The organism is Sphaerisporangium dianthi (assembly GCF_042654065.1).
In the GTDB taxonomy this organism is placed as follows: domain Bacteria; phylum Actinomycetota; class Actinomycetes; order Streptosporangiales; family Streptosporangiaceae; genus Sphaerisporangium; species Sphaerisporangium dianthi.
In genome coordinates this window covers 181,376-206,802 of the sequence record NZ_JBHSFP010000008.1, presented here as the reverse complement: position 1 = coordinate 206,802, position 25,427 = coordinate 181,376, and the positions used below count along the sequence as shown (strand labels likewise).

Here is a 25,427-nt window from a genome sequence, read left to right as displayed (position 1 = left end):
CACGGCGCCGTACATATCAAGAGAAGCACCCGATTCCAAGGAGAAATCGCGACATGGCACTGACCGAGCAGGAGATCCTCGCGGGCCTCGGCAAGATCGTCAACGAGATCACGGGCATCCCGGCGGCCGAGGTCACCCCCGAGAAGAACTTCGTGGACGACCTCGACATCGACTCGCTCTCCATGGTCGAGATCGCCGTCGCCGCGCAGGACGAGTTCGGCGTCGAGATCCCCGACGACCAGCTCAAGCACCTGAAGACCGTCAAGGACGTCATCAACTTCATCCAGAACTAGATCCACCTCAGGCGTCCGGCCCCCCGGCCTGGCGTCTGAGCCCCCCATGCTTGAGGTCGAATCACAAGGAGCGCATCAAGTGAGCAGAGATCGGGTTCGTGTCGTTGTCACCGGGCTCGGCGTGACAACGCCCCTCGGCGGAGACGTCGCCTCGTCCTGGTCGGCGCTCCTCGCCGGGCGGTCGGGCGTCCGGCCCCTCACCGACGACTGGCTCGACACCGTACCGGTGAAGTTCGCCGGCAAGGCCGCCGTCGAGCCGGGCGAGGTCCTGCCCAGGCCGGAGGCCCGCCGGCTCGACCGCGCCGAGCAGTTCGCGCTCATCGCGGCCCGGGAGGCCTGGCGGGACGCCGGGACGCCCAAGGTCGCGCCCGACCGGCTCGGCGTCGTGGTCGGCAGCGGCATCGGCGGCATCACCACGATCCTCGCCGCCTACGACACCTACAAAGAGAAGGGCTGGCAGCGACTGTCGCCCTTCACCGTCCCCATGCTGATGCCGAACGGCTCCGCCGGGTGGATCAGCATCGAGCTGGGCGCCACGGCCGGCGTCCACGCGACCGTCAGCGCCTGCGCCACCGGCGCCGAGTCCGTCGGCTACGCCATGGAGATGATCAAGTCGGGCCGGGCGGACGTCGTCGTGGCGGGCGGCACCGAAGCCGCCATCCACCCGCTGAACATCGCCTCCTTCGCCGCCATGCGCGCCATGTCCACGCGCAACGACGACCCCGAGCACGCCTCCCGCCCCTGGGACGTCGACCGCGACGGGTTCGTCCTCGGCGAGGGGGCGGGCATCATCGTCCTCGAGTCCGAGGAGCACGCCCTCGCCCGCGGCGCCCGCGTCTACGCCGAGGCGGCCGGCGTCGGCTACTCCGCCGACGCCCACCACATCGCCCAGCCCGAGCCGACGGGCGCGGGCATCAGAAGCGCCGTCCGCAAGGTCCTTGCGGACTCCGGCCTCACCGGCGGGGACATCAGGCACGTCAACGCGCACGCCACCTCGACCCCCGCGGGGGACGTGGTGGAGGCGGTGGCCATCCAGGAGATCCTCGGCGACCACCCGCTCGTGACGGCGACCAAGTCGTCGACCGGTCACCTGCTCGGCGGGGCCGGCGGCATCGAGTCGGTCTTCACGATCATGGCCCTGTACGACCGCGTCGTACCGCCCACCATCAATGTCGACAACCTCGACGAAGGAGTCGAGGTGGACATCGTGCGCGGTGAGCCGCGCAAGCTCCCCGATGGCCAGATCGCCGCGATCAACAACTCGTTCGGCTTCGGCGGCCACAACGTCGCCGTCGCCTTCGCCAGCGTCTGAGTTTGGAGCGCCAGTGACTGTGCTCGACAACGAGGTGGCGGCCCGGGTCTCCGAAGAGGAGCCCCCCGACCCTCGCGACCCTCATATACGTCTTTCCGCCCTGTTCGACGAGGGCACCCTCCACCTGCTCTCCCCCGCCGACGACCGCAGCGGCGCCCTCGCCGCCATGGGCCGCGTCGAGGGGGTGCCCGTGGTCGCCTTCGCCAGCGACGCCCGCGTCCAGGGCGGCGCCATGGGCACCGCAGGCTGCGAGCACATCGTGCACGCCTACGACGTCGCGGTCCGCGAGCGCGTGCCGATCGTGGGGCTGTGGCACTCCGGCGGCGCCCGCCTGGCCGAAGGCGCCGAGTCCCTGCACGCCGTGGGCCGCGTCTTCGCCGCGATGACCAGGGCCTCGGGCCTGGTCCCGCAGATCTCCGTCGTCCTCGGCCCCGCCGCCGGCGGCGCCGCCTACGGGCCCGCCCTCACCGACCTTGTGATCCTGTCCGACCAGGGCCGCATCTTCGTCACCGGCCCCGACGTCGTGCGCAGCGTCACCGGCGAGCAGATCGACATGGCCGCCCTGGGCGGCCCCGATCCGCACAGTAAGCGCAGCGGCGTGGTCCACGTCGTCACCAAGACCGACGCCGACGCGATGCTGCAGGCACGGCGCCTGGCCGTGCTGCTCGGCCACCAGAGCCGCGTCCGCCTGGAATCGGTGCAGGACGTCGACTTCTCCGGCCTGCTGCCCGACGAGGTGCGCCGGGCGTACTCCGTGCAGCCGCTGGTCAACGGCCTGCTCGACGAGCCGGGTGTGGAACTGCACCCCAAGTGGGCGCCCAACATCGTCACCACGCTGGGCCGCCTCGGCGGCCGCACGGTCGGCGTCATCGCCAACAACCCGATGCGGCTCGCCGGCTGCCTGGACTCCACCTCGGCCGAGAAGGCCGCCCGCTTCGTGCGCATGTGCGACGCCTTCGGGGTGCCGCTGGTCGTCCTGGTGGACGTCCCCGGCTACCTTCCCGGCGTCGGCCAGGAGCACGACGGCGTCGTGCGGCGCGGCGCCAAGCTCCTGCACGCCTTCGCCGAGGCCTCGGTTCCGCGGGTGACCCTGGTCACCCGCAAGGCGTACGGCGGGGCGTACATCGCGATGAACTCCCGGGCCCTCGGCGCCACCAAGGTGTTCGCCTGGCCGACCGCCGAGGTCGCCGTCATGGGCTCGCTCGCCGCCGTGCGCGTGCTCAAGCGGCGCGAGATCGCCGCCGCCCCCGAGGAGGAGCGTTCCGCCCTGGAGACGCGGCTGGCCGAGGAGCACGAGAAGATCTCCGGTGGCCTCGACCGCGCCATCGAGATCGGGGTGATCGACGAGGTCATCAAGCCCGCCGAGACCCGCAGCGCCATCGCCAAGGTCCTGGCCCAGGCGACCCCCGCCCGAGGCTCACACGGCAACATCCCGCTGTGACCCCGCCGGTCCGGCGCGATGCCGCCGGGCCAGGGGTGTGCCGCGGACGCGAACCGTGCGGGGCCCGGATGGTGAACACGGTGCGCACACCGTGAACGCGGGGCTCGCGCCATGAACGGAGACCCCGCACCGGAGTACCGGTGCGGGGTCTTCTCCACGTTCATGGCGCTCCGCGTTCATGGCGCTCCGCGCCTGCGGAGCGCCTGCGAGCGCCTGCGAGCTGTCACACGGCGGCGTGCAGCCACCGCACGGGGGCGCCGTCGCCCGCGTACCGGAACGGCTCCAGTTCCTCGTCCCACTGCTTGCCGAGCAGTTTGTCCAGCTCGTCCTCGAGGACCGCCCGGCCCTGGGCCGCCATCAACATCACGTTGCGCAGCCTGTCCTCGGGGATCATGATGTCGCCGGACACGCCGATCATGGCCGTGAAGGCGCCGAGCGTCGGCGTGTAGGCATGTCGTGAGCCGTCGACGCCCGGAGAGGCGTCCTCGGTGATCTCAAAACGGATGCGCTGCCAGCCCATGAGCGACGACGTGATCGCCGCGGCCACGCCAGGACGGCCTTCCCACTCGGCCTGTGTGCGCACAGTGCCAGGCTGGGCCGGCTGCGGGGTCCACGACAGGTCGACGGGTATGCCAAGAACACCCGCGACCGCCCATTCGATGTGCGGGCACAGCGCGGGCTGAGCCGAGTGGACGTACAGCACGCCACGAGCAGACACCGGACCTCCCGTTTCGTACGAGGTGCGCCTTCCCCAACGTCCTCATACTGGGATGATCACAAGTGACTGAGGGAGAGACTACCGTCCGTCGTGGCGGGGCACCAGAGCCGGGTCATACCTAATCACGCTTGGCAACTCTGCGCATGGGGAAAGATGCACTCCGTGATTGCCGTGTCTATGCGAACCCCCCGGGAGCCCCCGTGAACGTGCAGGCCGTCGAGCACCTCCCCGGCCGCCGCGCCTTCATCCGCCCAGGTGTCCTGCTCGCCCGCTCGCCTGACGCCGCGGGACGATGGACCCAGTCGGCCGAGTACACCGACGGGGTCTTCACGCTGCGGCTGGCGCCGGGGGCCGACCCCTGCGAGATCGCCGCGACCTTGCGAGACCAGGGCCACGAAGCCTCGCCCAACCATGTCGTCGTCGGCCAGCCGCTGTTCTTCGGGGGCCCCTGCGGCGCTCCGCTGCCCGCGCCCGCCCTCGCCTGCGACGGCGGCGAACCGTCCCGGGTGACGGCCGCCGTGCTGGACACCGGGGTGGCCCCGCACCCCTGGTTCAAAAAGGCCGACTGGTTCCCCGGACAACCCGCGGAGGTCCTCGACGCCGATGGCGACGGGCTTCTCGACGGTCAGGCGGGACACGGCACCTTCATCGCCGGCCTGCTGCTGCGCCAGGCCCCGGGAACCCGGCTCCGCATGGTCAGGGTCCTCGACAGCCACGGCGTGGGCGACGAGGCCGGCGTGCTGCGGGCGCTGAGCGCCCTGCGCGACGCGCACACCGACGTCCTGGTGCTGTCCTTCGGCTGCCACACCTACGACGACCGGCCCTCGCCGCTTGTGGAACGGGCGCTCGCCGCGCTCCCGGACACCGTGGTCGTCGCCTGCGCGGGCAACACCGCCTCCTCGCGGCCCTTCTGGCCGGCCGCGCTGCCCGGCGTGATCGCGGTGGGCGCCCTCGATTCCGCCGAGACCACCCGCGCCCGGTTCTCCGCCTACGGCCCCTGGGTGGACGCCTGCGCGCGTGGCGAAGCCTTGACCAGCAGTTTCGTGGACTTTCACCCGTTCGACGGCTATGCCTCGTGGAGCGGCACGTCGTTCGCGGCCGCCGTCGTGGCAGGAGCCATCGCCGGCGCCGCCCGGCGCATGTCCCCCGGCGACGCGGCACGGCACGTCCTCGGCGCGACCGGCGGCAGGCGATTTCCCGATCTCGGGGTCCACGTCCCCGGTCCTCGCTAGTCTGCTCACCGAGCGCGTTTCCCCCATCACGCGAAGTGTTCTTATGCCTTATGACCTCGACCTTCTCGACGAGACCGCCTGGCGCGACCTCGTCGCCCGCTTCGGGCGCCGCATGTGGGCCGTCGCCCGCGCGGCCGGCCTCGGCCCCGCCGACGCCGGCGACGCGGTGCAGGCCGCCTGGCTCCGCCTGCTCGAAAGCCTGCACACCATTCGCGACCCCGAGCGCGTCGGCGCCTGGCTGATCACCACGACCCGGCACGAGGCGGCGCGCATCGGCCGCAGGCGGGCGGGCGACCGGCCGTCCGGCCTGCCCGCCGACCTCCCCGCGCCGGGCGGCGACGACCCCGCCGCGGCGATGCTCAGCGACGATCAGGGACGTCGGCTCTGGGCCGCCGTCGACACCCTCCCCCGGCCGTGCCGGGCGCTGGTGCGCCTGATCGTCATGGTGCCCGACGCCAGCTACGCGCAGCTGTCCCGGCGGCTGGACATGCCCATCGGCAGCATCGGACCTACCCGCATCCGCTGTCTCAAGCGCCTGCGGTCCCTGATGGAGGACGAACGTTGACCGAAGACGAGCATCTTCTGGCCGCTCTGCGCCTGGCCGCCGGCGCCGATCCCGTGCCGGACCGGGTGATCATGGACGCTCACGCCGTGTACGCCCTCCGTCTTCCCGGCGCCGTCATCGCCGACCTGGTCTCCGCCCACACCGCCCCCGGCGGCCCACCTCCCCGCGACACCGGGGGCGCCCCGGCGAACGGCGACACCTTGGGCGCCCCAGGGAACGGCCACTCCGGGGGCGCCTCAGGGAACGGCCACACCGGGAGCGCCCCGGGCGGCCACACCCGGGACGGCCACCTCAGGGGCGCCTCCGGGGGCGACGGCACCGGAGACGATCCGGCGGACGGCAATGCCCGCAGGCGCCTTGACGGGGCCGCGTCCGGCGGCACGGCGACGCCCCCTGACCGCTCTCCGTTCAACGGCACGGCGACGCCCCCTGAGGGGTCCCCGTCCAACGGCACGGCAACGCCTCCTGACGGCTCTTCGTTCGACAGCACCACACCCCCCGGCGGGCCCCTGTCCAATGGCAGGCCGGCGGCCGGGGCGGGGAGTCTGTTCAGACCAGGGCTGTTCTCCGACGCCCGGCCGTTGTTCCCGCCGGCCAGGCCGCCGGCCGGGGTCCGCTCCGACGGGCACGCCGCTGAGGGTGAGCCGCGCCTGCTGCGCTTCGCCGCCGGCGGGCTCACCATCGAAGTCGAGATCATCGTGTGCGACTCCCATCTCGACCTCGCCGGCCAGGTTCGCCCCGCGCCGGGCAAGGGGGCCCGTGTCGAGATCCGCACTCCGCACATCAGCAAGATCCGCTCCCCCACCGAGATCGGGAGCTTCGCCATCACCGGCCTGCCCCACGGATGGGTGAGCATCGTCTGCCACCGCCTCGGCGATCCCCCGGTGGCGACCCGCTGGCAGTGCATCCGGCCGTGAAGCCATCGGAGACCCGACAGATGCCCACCCTGGACGAAGAACGCCCCGACGCCGCGGACGGCGCCCCCGCCCCGGTCCAAGGGACCGCGCACCTGGCGACCGCAGCGGAGGAAGCCCTGGAGACGTCGGGAATCGACCCCCTACAGGCACACGGACACGCGCCGTCCACCCCAGCCCTGGAGACCGCGCACCTCGCGGCCACAGCGGCGGAAAAGGCCGTGGAAGCCTCAGGAATCGCTCCCCTACGGGCACGCGAACACGCGCCGTCCATCCCGGCCCAGGAGGCCGCACACCTGACGGCCGCGGCGGAGAAGGCCGTGGAAACCTCGGGAGTCGACCCCGTGCGGGCGCGCGAGCGCGCGCTGGCCGTCCTGGACCAGGCGCGGGCGCGGAACTGCCGGGAGGCCGAGTCGATCGCGCACCGCGCACTCGGGCTCGCCGCCCGCGAACTCGGGCATCTCACACCGGCCGCCGACCACCTGCACCAGGCCATCGCCGTGGCCGGCGACCTCGCCGGGCGCGCCGCCCAGGCCCGGATGTCGCTGGTGACGGTCCGCGCCGACCTCGGCGACCCCGTCGGCGCCCTTCAGATCGCCGATCTCGCGGAGAGCGGGCTGGACGGCCTCGACCAGGCACGGCTCGGCGTCCAGCGGTCGGTCGCGCTGGTCCGCCTCGGCCGGGCGCGCGAGGCGGTGGCCCAGTGCGACCGGGCCGTCGAGCGGCTCTCGGGCGCCGGCGACCCGCGTTTCCTGGCCGGGGCCCTGCTCAACCGCGGCCTGGCCCACACCTACCTGGAAGACTACGACGCCGCGTCCCGCGACCTGTCGGCCTGCGTGGCCGTCGCACGCGACGCGGGGCTCGATCACATCGCCACCCTCGCCGAGGCCAACCTGCCGTTCGTGGCCACCCGGCGCGGGGACATCCCCGCCGCCTTCGCCGGCCATCAGGCCGCCGAGCGGGCTCTGGCGGGCTATCCCGAACGCCTCGCCGCGATGCGCGCCGACTTCGCGGGCGCTCTGCTCGCCGCCTATCTGCCCGGGGAGGCACGCGCGCTGCTCAGGGAAGCCGTCCCCGACCTCGCGGCCACGGGTTCCCTCGTCGCCCTCGCCGAGTCGCGGCTGCTGCTGGCCCAGGTCGAGCTCCTGGTCGGCGACCCGCACCAGGCGCGGGTGACCGCGGAGACCGCGGCGGGCGAGCTGGCCGGGCAGGGACGTGACGCGTGGGTGCCGCTGGCCGACGAGGTGACCCTGCGGGCCCGCATCGCCGTCGAAGGGCCGTCCCATCGGCTGGCGGAGGAGGCGCGGGCGCTGGCCGCCCGGCTCGCCGCGCACGGATGGCCCGCGCCCGCCGCGGCCCTCCGCCTGACCGCCGCCGAACTCACCCTCCCCACCACCCCACCCTCGATCCCGGCCGAATCCACCCCTGCCACCGCACCGCTCCCAACCCCCACCGAACCCAACCCGCCCACCAGACCACTCCCAATCCCGGCCGGGCTCACCCCGGCCATCGGATCGCCTTCGATCGCGGCGGTGCCACCGGCTTCTTCGGGATGCGCCGATGGAGAGGACGCCGGCCCAGGGAGCAGCGGGTCGGGCGCCCGCGCCACGGGCGGGACCGCTGGGCGAGACACGGCGCCGACCGTACAGAGCATGGTCGCGGACGATCTGGAGTTCGTCATCGACGGGCCGGCGGCGGCCGGGCGAGCGCATCGCGTGGTGCGGCACCATGCTCTGGCGCTACGGCACAGCCTCGGCGGAGACCTCGCGGGCGCGTTCTCGGCCCTTCGCGAGGGGCTTCGTGAGGCCGCCGCGGGAAGCGAGCAGCTGAGCGATCCAGGAGTCCGGGCCCATGCCCTGCGGGCCGGTGAGCGGCTCGCAGGCTTCGGCCTGTCGCTGGCTCTGCGCGACGGGCGGGCGGACACCGTCCTCGGCTGGGCCGAACATTGGCGCGCGGTCGCGCGGGGACATGCCGGGGAGGCCCTGTCGGCGGAACGATTGTCCGCCGAACTCGGCGGGGCCGCGCTGATCGAGCTGGTACGGCACGACGACCTGCTCGCGGCCGTGGTCGTCACGGCGGAACGTCGCGTGCTACGTCGTCTCGGCTCGTACACGGCGGCGGCCGAGGCGACCATCCGGCTGAGGTACGGGCTCCGGCGAGCCGGCCTGCGGGACGCCGGCGCCGGGCTCTGCGGGGTCGCCCGGGAGTCTGAGGACCTGGCCGCGCGACTCCTCGCACCACTGGCCCGCGACATCGGCGATCGCCCGGCGGTGATCGTGCCGACCGGCGCGCTGCACACGCTGCCGTGGGCGGCGCTGCCGCCGTTCCGCGGGCGGGCGATCTGCGTGGCCGCGAGCGCCGGCGCCTGGCTGGACGCGGCCTCCCGCCGTCCGGCTCCGGGCCACCGGGCGCCGCTGGTGGCGGCCGTGGCGGGGCCGGGACTGGAACACGCCCGCGCGGAGGCCGCGATGGTCGTCCGCACCTACCAGGAAGCCGCCTGCACCTGCCGCGAAGCCACCGGCTCCCGCCAGGAGGCCGCCCATACCGGTCCGGAAACCGTCCCCGCCTACCAGGAGGCCGTCCGCACCTGCCCGGGAACCGTCCCCGCCTACCAAAAGGCCGTCCATACCTGTCCGGAAACCATCCCCGCCTGCCATGACGCCGCCCATACCTGTTCGCAGACCGTCCCCGACCACCAGGAGGCCGTCCGCGCCTGTTCGGGAACCGTCCCCGCCTGTCAGGGAAGCGTCCGCGTCTGTCGGGATACCACCGGCGCGTGCCGGGAGGCCGTCCGTACCTGTCAGGAGACGGCGGTGCGGGTCCGCGCCGGCACGGCCGACGTGCTCGACGCACTGGGGCGGGCGGAGATCGTGCACATCGCCGCTCACGGATTCTTCTCGGCGCGGAGCCCGCTGCTGTCCCGCATCGCCCTCGACGACGGTCCCCTCATGGCGTACGACCTGCTGGGACTCGGCCGGACACCGTGGCTGGCCGTGTTGTCGGCCTGCGACGCGGGCATGGCGCACGCCCCGGTCGACGGGACCACCCTGGGGCTGGCGGGCGCCTTCCTCGACCAGGACACGGCCTGTGTGATCGCCGGGCTGGTCCCTGTGCGCGACGACGAGGCGCTGGCCCTGATGACGCTTCTGCACGGCCTGCTGGTGCGCGGGCACGGCCCGGCGGAGGCACTGGCCGTCGCGTCCCACAAGACCGGGGTGCAGGGCTTCGCCTGCTTCGGCTCCCTCGGCGACCCGCCACCCCTACACGGCACCTAGCACTCACCTTCTCCCGTCGCGGACCGCTCGCCGCGCCAGAGCGGCCGGCGGACAGCACACGGCGGAGAACACACGGCACACGGCACACGGCACACGGCGGACCACGCACGGCGGGGCGGCGGACCACGGACGGGGATGGGGATGGGGATGGGGACGGGGACGGGGACGGGGACGGGGACGGGGACGGCGGACCATGGGCCCCGGGCCACGGACGGGGGCGGCGGACCGCGGAGCACGGACGGCGGGGATTAGAACACGCCATAATCCAGGCGTGAGCGGGCGTAGCAGGCGATCATTCCTCCGGCTCGGCGGCGCCGCCGCGTTCGGCGCGCTGGTCCCGGCGTCCGCCGCGCCCGGCGGGGGCGGGGGCCTCACCGGCCCGTTCTCCGGCCACTTCGCCATGCTCCGCCGCCGGTGGCGTGAGGTGACGGCGGGCTCGGGGTTCGACCCCGCGGCCGAGCCGTACCGCGCCCAGTTGGCCGAAATCGGCGCGACGGCCGTCCGCTACGGGGAGGCCATGGCGCCGTCGGACGCCTGGTTGTGGCCCGACCAGCCGTTCCCGTCGTTCGCCACCACTCCGGCGCGGCTGCGCACCATGGCCCGCGCCTACGCCCTGCCAGGCACCGGAGTGACCGGCGACGCCGGCATGGCCGCCGTGGTCGCCACCGGCATCGACCACTATCGGCGGCGCGTGTACGCGGCGGACGCCGAAGAGGTGGGCAACTGGTGGATCTGGCACATCGGCGTGCCGAAGAAGCTCCTCGACGCGGCCGTGCTGATCGGCTCGCATCTGACCGAACCTCACAGCGTCGCGTTGCGGGAGGCTGTGGATCACTTCGTCCCCGGCCGCCGCCTCGCCTCCTACAAGGGCACCAGCACCGGGGCCAACCGCGTGGACCTGTGCATCGTCATGCTGCTGCGCGCGATCATCAGCTCCGACCCCGAGAAGGCCGCGCTGGCCGTGTCGGCTCTGTCGCCCGTCTTCCCCTACGTCGAGGAAGGCGATGGGTTCTACCGAGACGGGTCTTTCGTCCAGCACACTTCCGTCCCCTATCAGGGCGCGTACGGAGCATCGCTGCTGTCCGGCCTCTCGACCCTGTTCGCGGTGTTGCGCGGCTCGCCCTGGGAGATCGCCGATCCGGACGCGCAGGTGGTCTTCGACAGCGTCGAGAGGTCCTTCGCACCCGTGATCCACGACGGCTTCTGCATGGACATGGTGCGCGGCCGCGGAGTCGCCAGGAGACCGTACGGCGACCACGGCAGGGGGCACGAGATCGCCTCCGCGATCCTGCTGCTGGGTGAGTCCGCGTCCGACGGCGAGCGGGCCCGCTGGCAGGCCATGGTGAAAGGGTGGGCGCGGCGCGACACCTGCGTTCCCATGCTCCGGACGGCCGCGGCCCGCGACCTCGGCTTCCACGCCCGCCTGGCCGCGATCATGGCCGATGACGCCGTCGAGGCGGCCGCGGAGCCCGTCGGGCACCGGCTGATGGCGATGAGCGCGCGGGCCGTCCACCGCAGGCCGGGTTGGTGCGCGGGGCTCAGCATGGCGTCATCGCGCATCGGCCACTACGAGCACGGCAACGGCGAGAACCTGCGCGGCTGGCACACCGGCTCGGGGATGCTCTACTGGTGGGCCGACGGCCACGGCGATCAATACTCGGACTCGTTCTGGGTCACCGTCGACCCCTACCGTCTGCCGGGCACGACCGTCTCGACCCGGCGGCTGGCCGACGGCGCCGGTGAGGCGTGGGGCGGCACCTGCCCGCCGGGCCGCTGGGTGGGCGGCGCCACCGACGGCCTGTACGCCACCGCCGGCCAGCACCTGAACGGCCTGGAAAGCACGATGGAGGCGTTGAAGTCCTGGTTCTTCCTCGACGACGCGGTGGTGTGCCTGGGGGCGGGGATCACCGCCCGGGACGGCGTGCCGATCGAGACCGTCATCGACAACCGCCGGACCGACGCGGCCCTGACGACGGCGAGCACGGCGGACGCGGCGGACGCGGCAGTGGCGGACACGGGTGTGGCGCGCGTGGAGACGTGGGCGCATATCGCCGGGCACGGGGGCTACGTCCTGCCCGGGGGCGCTTCACTGCGCACGTCGCGCGAGCGACGTACGAGCGAGGGCCCCGAGCCGGTCGCCCGGAGCTACGTCACGCTCTGGCTCGACCACGGCGTGGACCCCGTCTCTGCCGGCTACGTGTACCTGCTCCTGCCGGGCGCGAGCCTCGAGGCGACCCGGGCCCGGGCCACCGACCCCGGCTGGGCACGCGTGCTCGCCAACACCGCCCGCCTGCAGGCCGTCCATGTCCCTTCGCTGGGGATCACCGCCGTCAACTTCTGGACCGGCGGGACCGCGGGCGGGCTGGCCGCCTCGGCCCCGTGCGCCGTCCTCGTCAGGGAGCGCGACGACGGCACGGCCACGGTCACCGTGGCGGACCCGCGCCGCGAACTGGACCGGCTCGCCGTGACGTGGGACCGGCCGGTGGCCGAGGTGCTGCACGGACATCCGCTGCTCACGCATGCCCGGACCGGCGACACGCTCGGGCTCACGTTCGGACGCCTGGCCGACCGGCTGGGCTCCTCACACACGATCACCGTACGACTCGGCCGGCGGTGATCCGCGAACGTTCGCCGGTCACCCGTCATAGGGCGGCGCCGGGGCCGCCGAGCCACCTCTCATCGCCGCGGCGCCGACGCAGTGTCACCAGAATGTAAGGCTTCCCTTCCGTCGAGTCAGGGTCACTTGACCTGATGGAAGGGAAACCTTACATTCAGGTCATGGCAAAGCAGGTAGAACAGGACCAGGTGACACGTGCGGCCCGCCGCGCTGTGCTCATCGACGGCATACCCGTGGTCACTTTGGGCGGCATCGCTCTGGCCCTGGGCAGCAACCCCGATCAGAGCACCGCCCAGAAGGCCTGGTGGATCGCGATCACCACAGTGTTCGCCCTCGCGATGGCGTGGGTGCTGCTACGGGCATTCCGGCGCGCGGACGAATACCTGCGCAGGATTCAGCTGGAGAGCATGGCCATCGCGTTCGCCGCGGTCCTCGTGGCGCTGCAGGTGGCCACCCTGCTCGATGCCGCGGGCATCATCCGGCTCCATCAGCTCGCGCAGTTGATCCTCCTCGGTGGCGTGGCGCTCTGGCAGCTGATCGCGGACCTGCGTACCCGTTTGAACCGGTGACGGCGCACCATGAAGAACCGACTACGCGAACTGCGCGCAGTTCGCCGGTGGAGCCAGGCCGACCTGGCCGACCGGTGTCACGTCTCCCGGCAGGCCATCAACGCCATCGAGACCGAGCGGTACGACCCCAGCCTGCCCTTGGCGTTCACCATCGCCGACGTCTTCGGCCTGACCATCGAGGAGATCTTCCGTCCTGACCGGGCGGAAACGACGGACGCCCCGGCCGAGCGGCCGCCGCACAAGTAGGACCCGCCAGCGAATCGACCGCCGTACGGCGGCGAGCCGTCCGGCACCCTCGCCTCATGGGTGCCCGAGGTGAGGGTGCCGGGTGCGCGAGGCGCGAAGGGGTCAGCCTTTGGCGACGGGGCGGGAGGGGTCGGTGACCCAGTTGGACCAGGAGCCGACGTAGAGGGCGGCGTGGACGCCGGCGATCTCCATCGCCAGCACCTCGTGGGAGGCCGTCACACCGGAACCGCAGTACGCGCCCACCGGCACCTCCGGCGTCACCCCCAAGGAGAAGAAACGCTCGCGAAGGAACTCCGCCGGGTGGAACCGCCCGGACGGGTCCACGTTGTCCATCGTCGGGGCGCTGACGGCTCCGGGGATGTGGCCGGCGACCGGGTCGACCGGCTCGACGTCGCCGCGATAGCGTTCGGCCCCACGGGCGTCGAGCAGCACGCCCTCCTCGGCCAGCGGGCCCGCCTGCGCGGCGTCCAAGATCGGCATGCCGCCCGGGCGCGCGGTGAAGTCGCCGGGCTCGACCACCGGCTCCTCCTTGGTCACCGGGCGGCCCTCCTCGACCCACCGCCGGTAGCCGCCGTCGAGCACGCGCACGTCGGGGTGCCCGAAGTAGCGAAGCGTCCACCAGGCGCGGGCCGCGGCCGTGGAGTCGGCCTCGTCGTAGACCACGACCCGCCGGGACCCTGACACGCCGAGTCGCCGCATGGCGTCCTGGAAGGCTGCGGCGTCCGGCAGCGGGTGACGACCGCCGGCCCCCGGCGGAGCGGCGAGGTCGCGGTCCAGGTCGCAGAAAGCGGCCCCGGGCAGGTGCCCTTCGCGGTAGGACTCGATGCCGGGCGTGCCGACCAGTCGCCACCGCACATCGAGGAGTGTGGAATCGCCAAGGTCATCAGGGTTGATCAACGGGCTCATCGGAATTCCGGGGCGGACACCCGGCCTTCGCGGCCATGGGAGGTAGCCCCTTGCCTCCTTGTCTGCGAATGGTCGGCGGTCCGGCCGCCGATGATGGCCGGCTCCGGAGTCGCCGGCCTCCACCGACGGTCCACCGTCCCCGGAGTCAACCACGCCGGACACCGCGACACCAGGTGATCCGCGTGTCGTCTGTGGCACCCCTATGAAGGATCGACGGTGATCCGCCCGAAGGAGAACCGGGCTTCCGGCGAGCTTCGGCGTCCCAGCGGGCGGTCACTCGAAACGGTCACTTCATGCGGTCATCGGTCCCGGATCGCGGCGGGCGCCGCGCCGGAGGCCGGGGGCGTCAGCTCGCCGAGCGGGCCGTCGCCTCGGAAAGGGCCTTGGCGAAGGCCAGGACGTTGCTGACGGCCTCCGGTCCGTCGGCGGCCTCGCTGACGCGCAGCGACAGGTCGTCGGCGGTGATGGCGCCGGTGTAGCCATGGTCGGCGTCGCAGTTCTCGTCCCCGCAGGTGGCCGGCTCGAGATCGACGTGGGAGATCGCGCCCCAGCCGATGGTGAGCGTCACCTCGGTCGGCGGAACCCCTGGCACGTACGCCGCGGGGTCGGGGACCACTCGAGTGACCGCTACGGACTGGACGCGGCTCAGGCGCACCGCCTCTGTGGTCGTGGACGCGTGGGAGGTGGGCATGCCGTCGGCGGGCGGGTGCTCGTCGGTGTGGCACACCAAAAGCCTGGTGGGTGAGAGGATCACGACGGTGACGTGCCTGCGGACCTCCATCGCAGGATCGAAAGTGGCCTCATGGTGGACGACGAACGCCGTCACCTGCTCCTTACCCAGCGCGGATTCCGCCGCGTCGGCCACGAGATCGGGGTAGTAGCCACTGCGTTCGATAGCCTCGCGCAAGCCAGCGGCCGAGACTCGGGTTTCCCTCATGGGTCCATCCTGCCCTGTCTCGGCATGGTGTTTCACCTCATGGACGTCCAGCTTGACCCCGTCCGGCCGGGGATGCCCTATGCCGGATCACCGAGCCTGCGACCATTCGTCGCTTCCACCACAACAGACGTCTCGCGTCACGTTCGCGGACAGCGTTGTACGCCCAGGGCGAGCGGGCCACCCGCGGCCCGCCGGACCATGAAAAGCCCACCCGAGCTCCCGTCGCCATGGAGCTCCGGCGCACCCGTCACCATGGAGCTCCGGCCGGTCACCACGACCCACGCCGGACGTGCCCCTCGGCCGCGGCCGGCCGTCACCTCGTCCGCCGGGACCGGCCGGGGCGGCCGTCACCTCAGCCCGCCGGGGGCCGGTCGGAGGCCGCCGTCACCTCATGCGCCGGGGCCCCGGTCGGGGCTGCCGCTCACCTCATGCGCCGTGGGCCCCGGTCGGGGCGCGGGCCGACGTTGCCGCGGAGCAGGGCGCGGGCGCCGAGCACGCTGACCCCCGCCTCCCCCACCAGCACCGGGTCGAGGACCAGCCGCGCCACCTCCGGCAGTTCGTCGGCCAGCCGCCCCACCCGGATCAGCAGATCCTCCAGCGCCTCGACCGCCACGGGCGGGTACCCGTACCGGCCGAAGAGCAACGGAGCGGCGCGGACGGACCGCACCAGCGCGGCGGCGTCCTCCACGGTGAGCGGCGCGAGCCGGAACGCCTCGTCGCCGAGCAGGCGGGCGGTGATGTCACCGAGTCCGAAGGACACCACCGCGCCGAAATCCGGATCGTCCACGACCCGGACCACGGTCGCCACGGCCGGTTGCGGCGCCATCCGCTGGACCGACAGCGTCACCTCGGCGCCGAGCCGCCCGGCGAGGTCGACGTACGCCCGCCGCACGCCGCCGGGGTCGGACAGGCCGAGGCGCACCGTGCCGGCCCGGTGGGACGCCTCAGGGTCGGCGGCCCGCACCACGACCGGCCAGCCGAGTCCTTCGGCCGCCGCGACGGCGTCCTCGGGCGAGGACACCACCTCCGACGGCCACACCGGCACCCCGTAGCACGCGAGGAGCTCGGTGGCGTCGATCTCCAGCGACCCGGCGGCCGGGGCCGGCGTCCGCGACGTTCCGCGGCGCCCGGCCGATCTTGATCCGGTCAGGGGCGGCCGGGCGGAAGGCGGCTCCTCCTCCCGGGGTGAAGGGAGCCCGCGTCCCTCTTCGCCGGGTGAAGGGAGCGCACGTCCCTCTTCTACCGGCGAAGGGAGCCCGCGTCCCTCTTCTCCCGGCGAAGGGAGCGCACGTCCCTCTTCCGAAGGCGAGGAGAGCACGCGCACCTCTTCTTCGCGGGGCGAGGAGAGCATGCGTTCCACCACCGCTCTGGCCGCCGGGGTGTCCACGCCCTCGAGGTCCGGGGGCGTGCCGAGCGGGGTCTTGCGCCAGAGTGCGTGGCGGACCACGTGGGCCAGGGCCCGGACGGCCTCCTCGGCCGCCGGATATGAGGGGATGGACCCCTTGCACGGGTCCCCGCATTCCCCTGGGATGCGAAGTTCGTCCGGTATGCCCATGCGGCCCTCGAAGGTGGCCAGAAAGGGTTTGCCGGTCTCCTTCGCCACCCGGACCAGTTCGGCCGCGACCTCGGCGGCGTTGCCGGGGACGGGCGGCATGTAGATCGCGACGATGGCGTCCACCTGGCAGTCCATGTCCGCGAGCGCCTTGCGGTAGTCGAGCGCCCCGGCGTGGGCGCCCAGGTTCGCGGGCGGGCACGGCTCGAGTCCGGCCGCCACGCAGGCCTCGGCGGCGAGCAGCGCCATCGCGTCGGAGTTGCTGACGACGCCGACCCTCGGCCCCTCGGGCAGCGGCTGGTAGGCCAGCAACTGGGCCACGTCGAACAGCTGGGTGAGGTCGTCCACCCGGATCACTCCGGCCTGCTCGAACAGCGCGCTCAGCGCGGTGTCCGGCAGTCCCAGCACCGGCGCCGCGTGCCCGACCGGCACCCCTTGCGTGACGCCTCCGCTCTTGAGGACGACGATCGGCTTCTCACGGGACGTACGCCGCGCCAGCCGGGCGAACTTGCGCGGGTTTCCGAGCGACTCCAGGTAGAGAAGGATCACGTCGGTGGCCGGGTCCTGCTCCCAGAACTGCAGGAGGTCGTTGCCCGACACGTCGGCCCGGTTGCCGGCGGACACGAACGTCGAGATGCCCATGCCCCGCTGGGCCACCCGCTGGAGCAGCGCGGTGCCGAGCGCGCCGGACTGGCTGAAGAACCCCACCCGTCCCCTGCCGGGCAGCCGGGCGGCCAGGGTGGCGTTGAGCCGCACCTTCGGGTCGGTGTTGGCGATGCCGAGGCAGTTGGGCCCGACCACGCGCAGCCCGTACGCGCGGGCGATGCGCACCAGCTCGTCCTGCCGGGCACGGCCCTGCGCCCCCGTCTCCCCGAAACCGGAGGAGACGACGACCAGGCCCTTCACCCCCTTCTCCGCGCACTCCTCGACGACGTCCAGCACCGCGTCGGCGGGCACGGCGACCACGGCCAGGTCCACGTCCCCGTCGATGGCCGAGACGCTCTTGTACGCGCGGACGCCGGCGACCGCGCGCACCTCGCGGTGGACCGGGTACACCGGCCCGTTGAAGTCGGCGCCGAGGAGGTTGCGCAGCACGGTCTGGCCGATGCCGCCCGCCTCGCGGCCCGCGCCGACCACGACGACCGAGGTGGGGGTGAGCAGCCGTTCGATCGACCGGGCCTCGGCGCGGTGCTCGCGCGCCATGGTGACCTCGCGTGAGGTCTCGGTGGTCGCCAGGTCCAGGGTCATCCGCACGACGCCGTCCTCGAACTGGCTCTGCGCGGTGTAGCCCGCGTGGCGGAAGAAGGCCGTCATGCGGGTGTTGGACGGCAGCACGTCCGCGATGAAGGTCCTGATGCCGCGTTCCCGCGCCGCGGCCCGCAGGTGCTCCATGAGCACCGAGGCGACGCCCCTTCCCTGGTGGGCGTCCTCCACGAGGAACGCCACCTCGGCCGTGTCCTGCTGGTCCAGACGGTCGAAGCGGACGACCGCCACCATCTCGGTGCCGAGCGTCGCGATCAGCGCCACCCGGTTCACGTAGTCGACGGTGGTGAACCAGGCCACCTCCCGGTCCGACAGTCGCGGACGCGGGCCGAAGAACCGGAAGTAGATGGATTGTTCCGACAACCGGGAGTAGAAGGCGCGGAGGATGTCGGCGTCCTCGGGCCGGATCGGGCGCACGTGCACGGTGCCCCCGTCGGCGAGCACGACGTCGGCCTCCAGGTGGGCCGGGTAGTGAGGTTCCACATTGATGAGGGTAAGCGGCCTTCTGTCCGATTCGTTGGGCAACGCTTGTGCATCGACTGTGCACGGGTGTCCGCTCTATGCCCCACGCCCCGGCTTGAAGCTGTTAGGTTTTCTGTCAGCAGCCTCCTGTAGTGCCAGCAAGGTGGTGACATCATGACCCGGGTTGTCGTGGTGGGCGATCTGATGACCGATGCGGTCGCACGCGCCCGCTACCCTCTCGCCAGGGCAAGCGACACTCCCGCCGTCGTCACGATGCACGGTGGCGGCTCCGGGGCGAACATCGCTTCCTGGCTTGCCGTCGAAGGCGCCGAGGTCGCGTTCGTCGGCCGTCGCGGCGCCGACATCACGGGCCGCAACCGTGACATGGAGCTCATGGGCTACGGCGTGGACGCCCGCCTTGTCATGGATCCCGAGCGGCCGACCGGCACCTGTGTCGTGCTGGTCACCCACAAGGGCGAGCGCACCTTGCTCTCCGACCCGGGGGCCAACGCCGCCCTGTCGCCGGAAGACCTTCCTCGTGATCTGTTCGCCCAGGGCGGTCACCTGCACGTCTCCGGTTACACCCTGCTCAACGACGGCTCGCGCGACGCCGGGCTCGCCGCTCTGGACCACGCGCGCCGCGCCGGCATGTCGATCTCGATCGACTGCGCCTCCGCGGCTCCGCTCGAGCGCACCGGCGCCGAGCCGTTCCTCGAGTGGACCCACAGCGCCAAGCTGCTGTTCGCCAACGACGCCCAGGCCAAGGTCCTGACCGGTCGCGACGACCCGGCCTCGGCCGCCAAGGTGCTCACCGCCTGGTTCCCGCAGGTCGTGATCAAGCTCGGCGCCGAGGGCTCCCTGTGGTACACCAACAACCGGGCCGAGCCCGTGCGCGCGCCCGCCGACCACATCGAGCGCATCGTGGACGGCACCGGCGCGGGTGACGCCTTCACCGCGGGCTTCCTGCAGCCGTGGCTGGAGGGCAAGCAGCCGGCCGACGCGCTCGCCGCGGGCAACGCCCTGGCCGCCAAGGCCATCAGCAACCTGGGCGCCCGCCCCCGCCTCTGACCCACCGGGGCGCAGGCCGGGCGGAGTCCAGCCGGCAGCAGTACGCCCCCCTGGGCACGAGTCGCGTGCCGTCTCACTCCTGTACACGCCCGCCCACGGCTCTGACCCACCACCCCCTCGGCTCTGACCCACCACCCCCTGGGCACGAGTCTCGTCGCTCGCCCTGGCTCCGATCCACTCCCTCTGGGCACGAGTCGCGTACCGTCTCACGCCTGTGCGCGCTTGCCCACTCGCCGCCCAGGCGTCGGGCACGCCGCGTGGTCAGGCACGTGGCCCGGTACCTCACCTCCGCCTGTGACTCCCCCGGGCACGAGGGCCGCGCCGGCTGGTCATGTCGTGGTGGCGAGGGCCAGGGGAAGGACGGCGGGGGCGCCGGCCTGGCGGAGGAGGACTGCCGCGATGGTCATGGTCCAGCCCGTGTCGATGCGATCGTCCACGAGCAGCACCGGGCCGCCGGAGACGTCGGCGTCCGGCGGCGCCAGCGTGGCCCGCAGGGCACGGACCCGCTGGGCGCTGTTGTGCTGGCGTCCCGCGGGACCGTGCTGGTAGGTCAGGGAGCCGAGGTGGCGGAGCCGGCCGATCGCGGCCACCCGCTCCCCCAGGGTGGAGACCAGCACCGGCCGGGTGACCGACGGCATGGTGACCACCGACACCGGCCGCTCGGCCCACTGCCACGCGCTCAGCACCGCGACCACGGCGTCGAACGCCTCGTCCGGCACCGGGCCGTCGGGCGCCCCCTCGGCGAGCAGCCGGCGCAGGACGTTGCCCCAGCCGATGTCGGTGAGCCGGCCGAGGGCACGCCCCGGCTCCGCCGCCACCTCAGGGCGGATGCGGCCGGACAGGCCGAGCTCTTTGAGGCCCGTGGGCCACTGGCGCCGGGGCTCGACGTCCACCCCCGGGCGGTGGAGCCGTTCGCGGGCCTGGCGGACCGCGGCGGAGGCGATCTCCACCGGGCGGTGCACCCCTGTGCAGTTGTCGCAGCGACCGCAGGGATGCGCGGTGTCGTCGTCCAGGTGGTGTCTGAGGTACTGCTCGCGGCACTCGGTGGTCGAGATGTAGCCGAGCATGGCCCGCTGTTCGGCCGCGCGCTCGGCGGCGACCCGGGCGTATCGGTCGGTGTCGTACTCCCATGGCAGACCGGTGGCCTGCCAGCCGCCCTTCACCCGCCTGACCGCGCCGTCCACGTCGAGGACCTTGAGCATCATCTCGAGCCGGTTGCGGCTCAGATCGACGCGGGGCTCAAGCCCGGCCGTGGACATCGTCCCCTGATCGGCCAGGGTGTCGAGGGTGGTTCGCACGACCTGTTCGGGAGGGAAGGCCAGCGAGGCGAAATAGGCCCAGATGTCGCGATCTTCCGGCCCGGGGAGCAGGATCACCTCGGCGCGCTCGACACCGCGCCCGGCCCGGCCGACCTGCTGGTAGTACGCCACGGGCGACGCGGGAGCCCCGACGTGGATGACGAACCCGAGATCGGGTTTGTCGAACCCCATGCCGAGCGCGGAGGTGGCGACCAGGGCCTTGAGGCGGTTGGCGAGAAGGGCCTGCTCGGCGGCGAGGCGCTCGGCGGGGTCGGTCTGGCCGGAATACGCCGCCACCACGTGCCCCTGGTCGCGGAGGTAGGCGGCGATCTCTTGGGTGGCGGCCACGGTGAGGGTGTAGATGATGCCCGAACCCGGCAGCTCACGCAGCGTCTCGGCGAGCCAGGCGAGCCGCTGCTCGGCCGTGCCCAGCCGGACGACGCCGAGATGAAGGCTGTCGCGTTCGAGCGGCCCCCGCAACACCAGCGTGTCTCCGGCCGGAGTGCCGTTGGCGCCGCTTCGCTCGCCGGATCGCCCCGGGGGCGGGGCGTCGTGTGGGCCGGTGGAGGCGACGCGCTCGGCGGCATCCTGAGGCTCTGGGGCGAGCCGGCCGGCGAGGTCTCCGGAGACGGAAGTGGCATGGTCGGCGAGGTCTCCGGGGACGGGGGTGAGTTGCTCGGCGATGTCTCGGGTGACCCGCGCGTTGGCCGTCGCGGTGGTGGCGAGCACCGGCACGCCCGGCGGCAGGTCGGCCAGCAGGGTGCGCAGCCGGCGGTAGTCGGGGCGGAAGTCATGACCCCAGTCGGAGATGCAGTGGGCCTCGTCCACGACGACGAGCCCGGCGCCGGCGGCGAGCTTCGGCAAAATCTGATCGCGGAAGTCAGGGTTGTTCAGCCGCTCGGGGCTGACCAGCAGCACGTCGATCTCACCGCGCTCGACCTCGGCATGGACGGTGTCCCACTCGTCGGCGTTCGCGGAATTGATCGTGGCGGCGTGCACGCCCGCGCGCTCGGCGGCGGAGATCTGGTTGCGCATCAACGCCAGCAGCGGCGAGACGATGACCGTGGGCCCCGCGCCCCGCGCCCGCAGCAGGGCGGTGGCGATGAAGTAGACCGCCGACTTGCCCCACCCGGTGCGCTGCACGACCAGCGCGCGCCGCCTGTCGACGACCAAGGCCCGGATGGCGGACCACTGGTCGTCGCGTAGAACCGCCTGATCGCCCGCAAGGGCGCGCAGCCTGCGCTCGGCCTCGGCCCTCAGGCCACTCTCGTCAACCATGGCTCCTTGCTACCAGGTCCGAGCGACGTTTTCGGCCGTCGACGCCAACCTGTGGACAACTCGCGATCGTCCACCAAGTCATCCCCAGCGTGCAGGCCGGGTGCCCCACCGCACCAGGCGCCGGCCTCGCCGTACCACTTCCCGCCGTCGCGGCGCCCTCTACAAGCACAACACGAGCGGAAGGATCCGTCCGGCCGAGACCGCATGAGGACCGAAGACGAGCGGAGGCACGGAACGGGAGACGAAGCCAAGCGCGCCGACACGGGCGGGGCCAAGGGAGGACATGCGAGGCGATCGGAGACCGAAGACGAGCCGAGGCACGAAACGGGAGACGAAGCCAAGCGCGCCGACACGGGCGAGGCCAAGGGAGGACATGCGAGGCGATCGGAGACCGAAGACCAGCGGAGGCACGGAACGGGAGCCAAGCGCGTCAGCAGGGCGGGGTCAAAGGAGGGTATGCGAGGCGATCTCGAGGGTGGCCGGAGGTGGGCAAAAGGGCTTCGTGTCGCGGAGCACCTCGCAGCTTCGGCACAATGTTCGATATGGCCCGACGGACTACCACACCCCCGCAAGACGAGGACTTCGAGGAGCGGATCGTCGACATCGACGTTTCGACCGAGATGCGCACCAGCTTCCTGGAGTACGCCTACTCCGTGATCTACCAGCGCGCGCTCCCTGACGCGCGCGACGGGCTGAAGCCGGTTCAGCGCCGCATCCTCTACTCGATGAGCGAGATGGGCCTGCGCCCCGACCGGGGACACGTCAAGTCCTCACGCGTCGTGGGCGACGTCATGGGCAAGCTCCACCCCCATGGCGACACCGCGATCTACGACGCGCTCGTGCGCATGGCGCAGCCGTTCTCCATGCGGCTGCCGCTGGTCGACGGCCACGGCAACTTCGGGTCTCCCGACGACCTGCCCGCCGCCATGCGGTACACCGAGGCGCGCCTGGCCCCGGCGGCCATGCTCATGGTGCAGTCGATCGACGAGGACGTCGTCGACTTCAAGCCCAACTACGACGGCCAGGAGACCGAGCCCACGGTCCTGCCGAGCGCCTTCCCCAACCTGCTGGTGAACGGCGCCGCGGGCATCGCGGTCGGCATGGCGACCAACATGGCCCCGCACAACCTCGTCGAGGTCATCGCCGCCGCCCGCCACCTGATCAGGAGGCCGGACGCCTCCCTGGACGAGCTGATGCGCTTCGTCCCGGGCCCCGACCTGCCGACCGGAGGCTCGGTCATCGGCCTCGCGGGCATCAGGGACGCCTACGAGACCGGCCGCGGCACCTTCCGCATGCGGGCGAAGGCCACCATCGAGCAGGTCACCCCGCGGCGCAAGGGCATCGTCGTCACCGAGCTGCCCTTCAACGTCGGTCCCGAGCGGGTCATCACCAAGATCAAAGAGCTGGTGACCTCAAAGAGGCTGTCCGGCATCTCCGACCTGAAGGACCTCACCGACCGGCACAAGGGCCTGCGCCTGGTCATCGAGATCAAGAACGGTTTCCACCCGGAGGCCGTGCTCGCCGAGCTCTACCGCCTGACTCCGATGGAAGAGACGTTCGGCATCAACAACGTGGCGCTGGTCGACGGCCAGCCCCGCACTCTCGGCCTGAAGGAGCTCCTCCAGGTCTACGTCGACCACCGCATCGAGGTGGTGCGCCGCCGCTCCGCCCACCGCCGGCGCAAGCGCGAGGACCGCCTGCACCTGGTCGACGGCCTCATCGTCGCCCTACTCAACATCGACGAGGTCATCCAGGTCATCCGCTCCTCCGAGGACTCCGCCGAGGCGCGCACGCGGCTCATGCAGATCTTCGAGCTGTCGGAGATCCAGGCGAACTACATCCTCGACACGCCGCTGCGCCGCCTCACCCGGTACGACAAGCTGGAGCTCGACCGCGAACGGCAGACCCTGCAGGACGAGATCGCCGAGCTGACCGCCATCCTGTCCTCGGAGGACCGCCTGCGCCGGGTCGTCTCCGACGAGCTGGCCGAGGTCTCCAAGACGTACGGCACCCCTCGCCGCACCGTCCTGCTGGAGGGCGGGGTGGTCACCACCCCTGGCGCCATCCCGCTGGAGGTCGCCGACGACCCCTGCCTGGTCCTGCTCTCCTCGACCGGCCTGCTGGCCCGCACCTCCGACGCCTCACCGCTCGGTTCCGGCGACGAACGCTCGGCCCATGACGTGCTGATCTCGGTGGTGCGCTCGACCGTGCGGGGCGAGGTCGGCGTCGTGACGTCGGCCGGGCGTCTGATCAGGGTCTCGGTCGTCGATCTGCCGACGTTGCCGCCGTCGGCCAGCCCGCCGTCCCTGTCAGGCGGCCACCCGGTCAGCGAGTACGTCACGCTGAATCCCGGCGAACTGGTCGTCGGTCTCGGCTCGCTCGATCCTGAGGGCGCCGGGCTCGCTCTCGGCACCGCGCAGGGCATGGTGAAGCGGGTCGTGCCCGAGTACCCGGCCAACCGCAACGACTTCGAGGTCATCGGCCTCAAGCCCGGCGACAGCGTGATCGGCGCCGTCGAGCTGTCCTCCGAGGACCACGATCTGGTGTTCATCGCCTCGGACGCCCAGTTGCTGCGCTACCCCGCCTCGGCGGTGCGCCCGCAGGGGCGTCCGGCCGGCGGCATGACCGGCATCCGGCTGGACGGCGGCGCGAAGGTCATCTGGTTCGGCGTCGTCGACCCGGGCAGGGAGGCCCGCGTCGTGACCGTCGCCGGGACGGCGACCGCGCTTCCGGGCACCGAGCCGGGAGGCGCCAAGGTCTCCGACTACGCCGACTATCCGCCCAAGGGCCGGGCCACCGGCGGCGTGCGGGCTCAGCGCTTCCTCAAGGGCGAGGACGCGCTGATCCTCGCCTGGGCGGGTCCTGCTCCGATCAAGGCCGTGTCGTCCACGGGCAAGCCGGTCGAGCTTCCCGCGGAACTGGGCCGCCGCGACGGCTCGGGCGTCCGCCTGAGCGCTCCCATCTCGGCGATCGGCGGGGCGCTGGGCAGCACGCCCGAGGACACTCTGGTCCCCTCGCCGCGGCGGACGCCTCTGGAGGAGGCCGACCCGCGGTGACCATGCCGCGCGCCCGGACCTCGCGAAGGCGCCGTCCGGGCGCGTCAGTCTGCGTCGCAGAGGCAGAAGGGATGCCCTGCGGGGTCGAGGAAGACCGTGAAGCCCTCGTCGACCTCGCCGGGCTGGTACGGGTGCTTGACGGCGCCCAGCGCCAGCACCTCCGATTCGGCCTTCTTGCGGTCGTCCACGGTGAGGTCGAGGTGCGCCTGCTGCGGATGCTCCGAGCTGGGCCAGTTGGGCGGCTGGTAGCCCTCCGCCCGCTGGAACGACAGCCTGATCGAACCGCCGTCGCCGAGGCTCACCCATTCGTCGTCCCCGTAGGCGACCTTCCACCCGATCACGGACGAGTAGAACTCGGCCAGCGCCCTGGGGTCGGGACAGTCCAGGACGATGTTCCGCATGCGCGCGATCTCCGCCATCGTCGC

Annotated in this window: 18 protein-coding genes; 12 read left to right on the top strand and 6 right to left on the bottom strand. The window is 72.5% G+C overall.

Annotated features, from left to right (window positions below; genetic code table 11):
* Positions 1-53: 53 nt before the first annotated feature.
* From ACFO60_RS14925 to ACFO60_RS14915, 3 genes are all read left to right on the top strand, one after another.
* Positions 54-293 carry an acyl carrier protein gene (locus ACFO60_RS14925; protein WP_184979702.1) on the top strand — a complete coding sequence of 80 codons (240 nt, stop codon included), beginning with the start codon at positions 54-56 and terminating at the stop codon, positions 291-293.
* Between the two features lie 79 nt (positions 294-372).
* Positions 373-1,605 carry a beta-ketoacyl-ACP synthase II gene (gene fabF, locus ACFO60_RS14920; RefSeq protein WP_380840787.1) on the top strand — a complete coding sequence of 411 codons (1,233 nt, stop codon included), beginning with the start codon at positions 373-375 and terminating at the stop codon, positions 1,603-1,605.
* A 13-nt stretch (positions 1,606-1,618) separates the two neighbouring features.
* The gene (locus tag ACFO60_RS14915; RefSeq protein WP_380840786.1) at positions 1,619-3,046 is read left to right on the top strand and encodes an acyl-CoA carboxylase subunit beta; all 1,428 of its coding nucleotides are present in this window, start codon (positions 1,619-1,621) and stop codon (positions 3,044-3,046) included.
* A 223-nt stretch (positions 3,047-3,269) separates the two neighbouring features.
* Here ACFO60_RS14915 and ACFO60_RS14910 read toward each other — a convergent pair whose 3' ends face one another.
* Complete coding sequence (locus tag ACFO60_RS14910) at positions 3,270-3,764, bottom strand: DUF3145 domain-containing protein (RefSeq protein WP_380840785.1); 495 nt, start codon at positions 3,762-3,764, stop codon at positions 3,270-3,272.
* A gap of 200 nt (positions 3,765-3,964) precedes the next feature.
* On the opposite strand from ACFO60_RS14910, the gene ACFO60_RS14905 reads away from it, so the two are divergent.
* The 7 genes from ACFO60_RS14905 (at position 3,965) to ACFO60_RS14875 (ending at position 13,182) form a co-directional block, all read left to right on the top strand.
* Entirely contained in the window at positions 3,965-4,996 is a 1,032-nt protein-coding gene (locus tag ACFO60_RS14905; RefSeq protein WP_380840784.1) for a S8 family peptidase, read from the top strand.
* A 43-nt stretch (positions 4,997-5,039) separates the two neighbouring features.
* A complete protein-coding gene (locus tag ACFO60_RS14900) occupies positions 5,040-5,561 on the top strand; it encodes an RNA polymerase sigma factor (RefSeq protein WP_380840783.1) in 522 nt (173 codons plus the stop codon).
* Positions 5,558-6,478, top strand: coding sequence for a hypothetical protein (locus ACFO60_RS14895; RefSeq protein ID WP_380840782.1), 921 nt, complete (start codon positions 5,558-5,560; stop codon positions 6,476-6,478). Before ACFO60_RS14900 ends, ACFO60_RS14895 begins: the two co-directional genes overlap by 4 nt.
* Positions 6,479-6,498: 20 nt before the next feature.
* On the top strand, positions 6,499-9,750 hold the full coding sequence (locus ACFO60_RS14890; RefSeq protein ID WP_380840781.1) for a CHAT domain-containing protein: 3,252 nt from the start codon (positions 6,499-6,501) through the stop codon (positions 9,748-9,750).
* A 271-nt stretch (positions 9,751-10,021) separates the two neighbouring features.
* Positions 10,022-12,367, top strand: a complete 2,346-nt coding sequence (locus ACFO60_RS14885; RefSeq protein WP_380840780.1) for a polysaccharide lyase 8 family protein — start codon at positions 10,022-10,024, stop codon at positions 12,365-12,367.
* A 161-nt stretch (positions 12,368-12,528) separates the two neighbouring features.
* Complete coding sequence (locus ACFO60_RS14880) at positions 12,529-12,936, top strand: hypothetical protein (protein ID WP_380840779.1); 408 nt, start codon at positions 12,529-12,531, stop codon at positions 12,934-12,936.
* Positions 12,937-12,945: 9 nt separating this feature from the next.
* Positions 12,946-13,182, top strand: coding sequence for a helix-turn-helix transcriptional regulator (locus ACFO60_RS14875; RefSeq protein WP_380840778.1), 237 nt, complete (start codon positions 12,946-12,948; stop codon positions 13,180-13,182).
* 102 nt (positions 13,183-13,284) lie between these two features.
* Here the strand turns inward: ACFO60_RS14875 and ACFO60_RS14870 are convergent, their stop codons facing one another.
* The 3 genes from ACFO60_RS14870 to ACFO60_RS14860 form a co-directional block, all read right to left on the bottom strand.
* Entirely contained in the window at positions 13,285-14,088 is an 804-nt protein-coding gene (locus ACFO60_RS14870; protein WP_380840777.1) for a sulfurtransferase, read from the bottom strand.
* Between the two features lie 346 nt (positions 14,089-14,434).
* Positions 14,435-15,025: a DUF5998 family protein gene (locus tag ACFO60_RS14865; protein WP_380840776.1), complete on the bottom strand. Its 591-nt coding sequence runs from the start codon at positions 15,023-15,025 to the stop codon at positions 14,435-14,437.
* Positions 15,026-15,446: 421 nt separating this feature from the next.
* Positions 15,447-18,323 (bottom strand): bifunctional acetate--CoA ligase family protein/GNAT family N-acetyltransferase, encoded by a 2,877-nt coding sequence (locus ACFO60_RS14860; RefSeq protein ID WP_380840775.1) that lies wholly within the window; start codon positions 18,321-18,323, stop codon positions 15,447-15,449.
* Between the two features lie 153 nt (positions 18,324-18,476).
* Here ACFO60_RS14860 and ACFO60_RS14855 point away from each other — a divergent pair, with 153 nt between their 5' ends.
* Positions 18,477-19,370: a carbohydrate kinase family protein gene (locus ACFO60_RS14855; protein WP_380840774.1), complete on the top strand. Its 894-nt coding sequence runs from the start codon at positions 18,477-18,479 to the stop codon at positions 19,368-19,370.
* A gap of 329 nt (positions 19,371-19,699) precedes the next feature.
* On the opposite strand, the gene ACFO60_RS14850 is transcribed toward ACFO60_RS14855, so the two are convergent.
* Positions 19,700-21,946 carry a RecQ family ATP-dependent DNA helicase gene (locus ACFO60_RS14850; protein WP_380840772.1) on the bottom strand — a complete coding sequence of 749 codons (2,247 nt, stop codon included), beginning with the start codon at positions 21,944-21,946 and terminating at the stop codon, positions 19,700-19,702.
* A gap of 542 nt (positions 21,947-22,488) precedes the next feature.
* Here ACFO60_RS14850 and ACFO60_RS14845 point away from each other — a divergent pair.
* Positions 22,489-25,002 (top strand): DNA gyrase/topoisomerase IV subunit A, encoded by a 2,514-nt coding sequence (locus ACFO60_RS14845; RefSeq protein ID WP_380840771.1) that lies wholly within the window; start codon positions 22,489-22,491, stop codon positions 25,000-25,002.
* A gap of 44 nt (positions 25,003-25,046) precedes the next feature.
* On the opposite strand, the gene ACFO60_RS14840 is transcribed toward ACFO60_RS14845, so the two are convergent.
* Positions 25,047-25,421: a VOC family protein gene (locus tag ACFO60_RS14840; RefSeq protein ID WP_380840770.1), complete on the bottom strand. Its 375-nt coding sequence runs from the start codon at positions 25,419-25,421 to the stop codon at positions 25,047-25,049.
* Between the last annotated feature and the right edge of the window lie 6 nt (positions 25,422-25,427).